The 7,314-nt window shown below is 58.2% G+C and carries 5 protein-coding genes; all 5 read left to right on the top strand.

Annotated features, from left to right (window positions below; translation table 11 throughout):
- Positions 1 to 204: 204 nt before the first annotated feature.
- Complete coding sequence (locus VEB01_RS10755) at positions 205 to 912, top strand: DUF4194 domain-containing protein (protein ID WP_324875296.1); 708 nt, start codon at positions 205 to 207, stop codon at positions 910 to 912.
- A complete protein-coding gene (locus VEB01_RS10750; protein WP_324875294.1) occupies positions 909 to 4,283 on the top strand; it encodes an ATP-binding protein in 3,375 nt (1,124 codons plus the stop codon). Before VEB01_RS10755 ends, VEB01_RS10750 begins: the two co-directional genes overlap by 4 nt.
- Positions 4,270 to 5,433, top strand: a complete 1,164-nt coding sequence (locus tag VEB01_RS10745) for a Wadjet anti-phage system protein JetD domain-containing protein (RefSeq protein ID WP_324875292.1) — start codon at positions 4,270 to 4,272, stop codon at positions 5,431 to 5,433. Before VEB01_RS10750 ends, VEB01_RS10745 begins: the two co-directional genes overlap by 14 nt.
- Positions 5,434 to 5,509: 76 nt before the next feature.
- Positions 5,510 to 5,965, top strand: a complete 456-nt coding sequence (locus tag VEB01_RS10740) for a hypothetical protein (RefSeq protein ID WP_202594174.1) — start codon at positions 5,510 to 5,512, stop codon at positions 5,963 to 5,965.
- 42 nt (positions 5,966 to 6,007) lie between these two features.
- The gene (locus VEB01_RS10735) at positions 6,008 to 6,769 is read left to right on the top strand and encodes a hypothetical protein (protein WP_324875290.1); all 762 of its coding nucleotides are present in this window, start codon (positions 6,008 to 6,010) and stop codon (positions 6,767 to 6,769) included.
- Positions 6,770 to 7,314: the final 545 nt, after the last annotated feature.

Below are 7,314 nucleotides of genomic sequence, written 5' to 3'. Positions count from 1 at the left end.
GCGAGAAGGGGAGTCGGGTGACCATCTACGTAACAGGTTTTACGCCCAAGGCGGGGTCCGTCTTGCCCGGCTCCCGGCCCGAGGATCAGTCGGGGATTCTGCCTCTTGTCGAGAACAGAATCGAGATATAAGGCTGGGTTGGAGGCGACGACGAGCGTCGTAGCGCCCGAATTCCAAAGATCTTCTTTTTGAGGGAGCGGGCCAATGAACTGGTCTGAGAACGACGAAGCGGCGATGCCAGCCGAAGCACAAGCGCCAGATCCTGCGCAGGCATCTGCCAACACCCTTTTCATGGGTGACAGCGGCGAGTTGGCGCTGGATACCCGGCGCGCCCTGGTGCAGCTACTTGCGGGACCTTCGCTCGACGGACGTAGACATCCAAAACTCTGGCCGATATTAGTGCGAGACGAAGCGGTGATACGTCGGCGCCTTGCCGAACTGTTTCTCGAACTGGTCATCGACCGGGACGTACAAGTTGCCTTCACCCGCCAGGCAGATACTGGCGACCTTGAAGTGCCACTCCTGCTGCGTCGCGCGCAGCTGACCTTCATTGACTCCATTCTGCTGCTCCACCTTCGCCAGCGATTGACCCAAGCGGACTCGCAGGGCGACCGTGCCGTGGTGTCGACGGACGAGATGATGGAGTTTCTTACCCTCTATGAGCGAGCTTCCAACACCGACCGCGCGGGATTCGCGAAACGGGTTCATGCATCCATCGAGAAGATCAAGAAGCACAGCATCCTCCAGAAAATTCGCTCGAGTGAGGATCGCTTCGAGATTTCGCCGACGTTGAAGCTCCTCTTCTCAGCAGAGGAAATACAAGCTCTGACCCACTTGTATCAGCGCATGGCTGCCGGAGAGACGCCAGCGCAACTGGCTCAGACTGAGCCCGATGAGGAGGCTGACCAATGATCTCGGAACCCCAAACCGCCTCCTTGTTCGCCCGGGAACAGTTCCGGATGACTCGCCTGCAGGTTTACAACTGGGGCACCTTTTCTGGCCTGCATGACGTACCGATCAGCGAACGAGGCTTTCTGTTTGTCGGTCGATCAGGGGCTGGGAAATCGACTCTTCTCGACGCTTTTTCGGCGTTGCTGGTGCCACCTCGCTGGATCGACTTCAACGCTGCCGCGCGCGAGGCTGACCGCAGCGGCCGTGACCGAAACCTCGTCTCCTACATACGCGGCGCGTGGGCCGAACAGAAGGATGGAGAGTCGGGTGAGATCGCCACCCGCTACTTGCGCTCCGGGACCACATGGTCAGCCCTGGCACTGACCTACCAGAACGCATTGGGCCAGTCTGTGGTGCTGGTTCAGGTGTTCTGGCTGCGCGGCAATGCGAATGGAAGCACCGACGTCAAACGCCACTACCTTGTCTTGGAGCGGGTCTTTGATCTGCGCGAGCTCGAGGACTTCGGCCAATCCAACTTCGACATCCGGAAGCTCAAGCAGTCTTTCCCCGAGGCGTTTGCCCGCGACGAGTTTCGTCCCTATTGCGAACGATTCTGCCGCCTGCTTGGTATCGAGAGCGAAATGGCGCTGCGTTTGCTGCACAAAACCCAGTCGGCCAAGAATCTCGGCGACCTCAATACCTTCCTGCGCGACTTCATGCTCGACAAGCCCGAAACCTTCGAAGTGGCGGATCGCTTGGTCAGCGAATTTGGTGAACTCAATGCTGCTCATCAGGCGGTAGTGACCGCTCGCGAGCAGGTTCAAACACTTGCGCCAGCGCGGGAGCAGTATCAGCGCAGAGATTCGTTGATGCTACAGCGCAATGGTCTGGATGAGCTTCGGGTGGGCGTTGATGGCTACCGGGAAGCCCGCCGCGTTGAACTCCTCAAGCAGCATGTCGAGTCCCTGGAGGTGCAAGCCAGCGGCTCGGAAGGTGAAGTGAGTCGACGCCAGAGCATCCTGGATAACCACGCCACAACCTTGCGCGATCTGGAGCGACAGCACCGTGAAGCAGGCGGTGATCAGATCGAGCAATGGGAGGCAGAGAAATCTGGTCTAGAAGGCCAGCGCACGGATCGCCTGCGCAAACGCGGTCAGGCTGAAGAAGCATGCAAGAAGCTTGGCTGGAGCCTCCCGGATTCGCCTCAGGCCTTCGCTGAGCTGTTGGGCAACGCGCGGCAGGAAGTCGAAAACTGGGAGCAACGTAGCAGCGAGAACCGCGAAGAACAGTTCCGCTTGGCAGGTCAAAAGAAGGACGCCGAAACAGCATTTTCGCAAGCGGTGAAGGAGGTGCAGGCACTCCAGCGCCAGCCATCGAATATTCCAGCCGATATGCTGGAAATGCGCCGAGACATCGCCGCAGGCATCGGGATCTCGGAGTCGGCACTGCCCTTTGTTGGCGAACTCATCGAGGTGAAGCCTGACGAGGCCGAGTGGCAAGGTGCCATCGAGCGCGTACTGCACGGATTTGCGCTCTCACTCTTGGTGGACGAACGCCAGTATTCGGCGCTGGCCAATTACATCAACAACACCCATCTTGGGCAGCGTCTGGTCTACTACCGAACTGGCCGCCCGGAGACCTGGCAGGCGAAGCCCATCGGCGTTAACTCGCTCGTCCTCAAGCTGAACGTCAAAGAGGGTACGTATGCCGATTGGCTCCAGGCCGAGCTACGGCAACGCTTCGATTACGCGTGCGTCGACTCCATTCAGTCGTTCAGGAGCGCTGATCGAGCCATCACCCGTGAGGGCCAGGTCAAGCACAGCAAAACCCGGCATGAGAAAGACGACCGGAGAAGTGTCGGCGACCGACGAAACTGGGTGCTCGGGTTCGATAACCGCGAGAAGCTTGGGCTCTTTCAAGCCCAGGCCCAGGAGCTGGCTGCGACGATTACGCGCCTCGGGGGAGAAATCGAAACCCTCGCCGGCCAAGACAAGAATCGTGCGACCCGAGCGATGCAGTGCCAGACCTTGGTGAATCTCCAGTGGCAGGAAATCGATGTAATACCATTGCTAGACCGCATTTCCACCATCGAACGGCAGATTCGCGAAGCGCGGGAAGGCAATACTGCCTTACTGCAAATCAGTGAGCGGATCGACAAGCAAAAGAACTTGGTTGATCAAGCAGACAAGGACCTCCGAGAAGCCAAGGTCGCGCATGACTCAGTTCTCAAGCAGATCAACGACAGCACGCAGAAGCTTGAATCCCTCCTTCAAGATGCTTCCAGAGTTCCATTGACTCCCCATCAGATCAAGGGGCTCGACGAACGATTCACCAAGCAGTCAGACGCGATCAGGCTCGAAAGCCTCGACAAGGTAGCAACCGCTGTTGAGAGAGGACTCAACACAGAAATCGGTGAGATCAAAGATGAGATCGGCGATTGCGAGAAGGAAATAGAAGCACGCTTTGCCGATTTCAAACGGCAGTGGCCAATGGATGCTGGTGACATGGACACGAGCCTCGCCAGCGCACCGGACTTTTTCGCCAAGTTGGTTCGACTGGAAACGGATGGCCTGCCCGCCTACGAGCAGCGATTCTTCGAACTGCTGCAGAACCAAAGCCACCAGAATCTGGCAGCACTCTCCACCTACCTGAACGATGCGCGTAAGGCCATCCTTGAACGGATGGATCTGGTTAACGACAGCCTTGGCCAGGTGCCGTTCAACCAAAGTACCAATCAACGCACCTATCTCCACATCGATGCCAGTGACCGGCAGCTTGCTGACGTCAAGGAGTTCAAGCAGGAAATCCAGCAGGCGCTTAGCCATGCGTGGACCGAGGATCGCGAGTTTGCAGAGGCGCGGTTCCTGGCCCTGCGCCGACTTGTTGATCGACTAGCCAGTCAGGACCCCGAGCAAAAACGCTGGCGCGAGACTGTGCTCGATGTTCGACAGCATGTTGAATTCATCGGACGGGAGATCGATGAAGGCGGTGTCGAGGTCGAGATCTACCGAAGCGGTGCTGGCAAGTCCGGAGGTCAACGCCAGAAACTTGCCACCACGTGTTTGGCGGCAGCGCTACGGTATCAACTGGGAGGAAACGACCACGGCGTGCCGATGTATGCCCCCGTCGTGCTTGATGAGGCATTCGACAAGGCTGACAACGAGTTCACTGCTTTGGCGATGAACATCTTTACCAATTTCGGATTTCAAATGGTCGTCGCTACGCCGCTGAAGTCCGTCATGACCCTCGAACCATTCATCGGTGGAGCCTGCTTCGTAGATATCAGCGACCGGCGAGTGTCAGGCGTCTTGCTGATCGAGTACGACGGTGACCGTCAGCGGTTGAAGCTGCCGGAGCACGCTCGAGAGGAGGCTAGCGTTGAAGCTTCCTGAAGATGTCAGACAGTTTCTCGTGCGTCGCTTTCAGAGCAAACACCGCGACTGGTTGATCGGTGATGCTGGCGAGAGCCAATGGCCGCTGGAAGTTCCGCTCGACATACCGACGGAGCAGGCTGCTCTGCGGCAAGTCGACGGCGTTCGCGCCTGGGTGAATGCATGGCAGCAATGGCAAGGAATCGGCACCCTTTCCTGGTGTGAGCGCCGGTGGAAAGCGCTTGGCGTCCAGCGACTGCCAGAGAAGCTGGCGTTACGCGGCCCTGAAGATGTTGCCTTGTGGATTGGCGAATCCGCGCGATGGCAGTATGCCCAATCTCGCTACCAGACGCTCACTGTTCGCTGGCCGGTACTGGCGCAGCAGTTGCCGAGGTATTTTGATGTCCTCGCTGATTACAGCGATGTCGATTTTCGTCGGCTGTCAGAGATGCTGGATTGGATCAATCTCAATCCGGAATCCAATCTCTACCCACGACAAATTTCGGTTCCCGGTGCCGACAGCAAATGGCTGGATTCTAGAAAAGGCCTTATCTCTGACTTGGTTGCAACGCTCCAGGGTGACCCGACAGGAGAGCGCGACTTCTTTATGCGCTGCGGTTTGAGGCCGCAGCCGCAGTTAATGCGCATGCGCGTTCTGGACCCAGAGCTGAGAGCCCGTTTGGGCGGCCTTGGCGATATCTCTGCACCTTGTGAGGAGGTGGCAAGCATTGGCATACGGCCAACGAATGTCTTCATTGTCGAGAACCTTCAAACTGGACTTGCCTTTGATGACCTGACAGGGGCGGTTGTGATCATGCGACTGGGTTACGCGGTTGACGTTCTGGGGCAGCTTCCATGGCTACAACAGGCGCAATGTATCTACTGGGGAGACATTGATACGCATGGCTTTGCGATTCTTAATCGAGCGAGAACATACATCCCTAGCTTGAAGACTGTGCTTATGGATGAGTCAACGCTGATGAGTCATCGAGATTTATGGGTGGAAGAGAAGGACCAGCACCTTTCCATCGAACTCCCATTACTCACCAGCACCGAACAAAAGCTCTATCAATCGCTCAAGAGCAATACCTGTGGGCAACAAGTCCGCCTCGAGCAGGAACGGGTACGCTGGGATGTGGCGTGGACTGCCATACAGGCAAGTATTCGATGACTCAGGATCAGGGAGGTCAGTCGTGAGCGGAAATCGATGGGACCAGCCGGGCGTGCCCCACAAAGGGTGGCATTGCGTGGACGTGGTCGACCTGCGGGCCGACGGCGAGTCAGCAGACGAAACCGACTACGCGACCTGCCAGATGTGCGGCAACGAGAAGATCCGCTACGTCCACATCATGGAGCACCCGGATCTGGACGAAAACTTCGACGTCGGGTGCGTCTGCGCCGAGAAGATGAGCGGCGACTACGAGGGGCCGAAGCGGCGTGAGGCCAAGTTGCGGAACCGGGCAGCCCGCCGCACCCGTTGGCTACAGCGCAAGTGGCGGGTATCCGCCAAGGGCAACAGCTTCTTGAATGTCGATGGCCATAACCTCGGCGTGCACATGAACAAGTTCAAGCGGTGGGGCTACCGGATCGGCAGCCGCTTCAGTACCAAGACCTACGCGACCAAGGACGAAGCGAAGCTGGCGCTGTTCGATGACTTCTGGGCGGCGACCCAGGATGACGAGCGGCTGTGGGCTTCGGACTGATCCACCAGACGGCCCCGTTGTAGACAAGGACATCTTAGAGCAATGAAAACAGACTCGTTCGAAAAGTACGCACCGGCTCTCTGTGGGTCGACGCCTCCGGTGGTGCGCGACCCGCGCCTATTGATGGATGCAAGCGGCGACGTGAAGATCTATTACGCGCCATTCGAGTACATCAACCCCAGTGCACGGATCGTTCTGGTCGGGATCACACCGGGCCCGACCCAGATGGTCAATGCAAACAACGAGGCGCGGCGCGCACTTCAGGCTGGCAAGTCCAGCAAGGAAGCAATCCAGGCTGCCAAGAGCGTCGGCGCGTTCAGTGGCGAGCCGCTGCGCAGCAACCTGATCAATCAGCTCAACCATTGGGGCTTCCACAAGTGGCTCGGCCTAAGCGATTCGGCCGACCTGTTCTCCACCTCGCGACACTTGGTGCAGACCACATCCCTCCTGCGGTATCCAGTGTTCGTCAAGGACGACGATTACCGTGGCACCCCGGACATGACCAAGCATCCGCTGCTGAGAAAGTACCTGCTGGAGAACTTCGCGGCGGAGGTCGAAGAGCTGAAGGATGCCGTGTTCGTCGGGCTGGGTCCGCAGGTCCAGAAGGTGTTGAATCGTCTGATCCACGAGCGAGTCCTGAACTCCGAACAGGTCATCGGCGGGATGCTGCACCCATCTCCCAACTGCACATACCGGATCAACTACCTCATCGGTGACAGAAGTGCGCCGGTCCCGCACGCCACCAACCCTGTGCCTTACGACCAAGGCCGGCGAGCGTTTCGGGAGCGGTTCGTCAGCGCCTGATCGAAAGTCGGGTGCGCCGATGCGGACGCGGGTTCAATTCCGCAAATGGGAATCGAACTGGCGTCCTGTCTGATGCGCTCGGCTGGTGACCTCGGCCGGGCAGAACTGGTAGGATTGTCGGCAGTAGGGGCTGGATTTCGCACCTTTCCGCAGCAGTTGGCAGCGGTCTTAAGGCGCTGAGTTACATAGGTTTGGCGCAGGGTTCCACACCACTACCAATCAATTCAAGAGTTTACACGCCTCGCGGCACATGCGGGGCACATTATCAAACTTTGCAGAAGGATATGGGGGTCAATATTCTGGCCCCGCCCCTGCCCCTTTCTCCCTTCCGTCTCTCCTCAACAAGACTGGCCCTCCAAAGCAGCGCCAAACCGGAAACGCTCGGTATTGATGGTGGAGCTTGCTTGTAAGCGCTCTTTTAACGACGCCCTTGAGCTTGGCGAGACGAGGTTGTAGTCGATCGGGTCAGGTAGCCGCAACGGGCTGGGTGAGATGCCAGGGCAGGAGTTTCTCGAACTCGTCGACCGTTGTTGCCAAGGGCAGCT

This window comes from Methylocaldum sp., from assembly GCF_035627495.1.
Lineage (GTDB): Bacteria > Pseudomonadota > Gammaproteobacteria > Methylococcales > Methylococcaceae > Methylocaldum.
The sequence above is the reverse complement of the archived record's forward strand: the minus strand, read 5'-3'. Positions and strand labels throughout refer to the sequence as shown.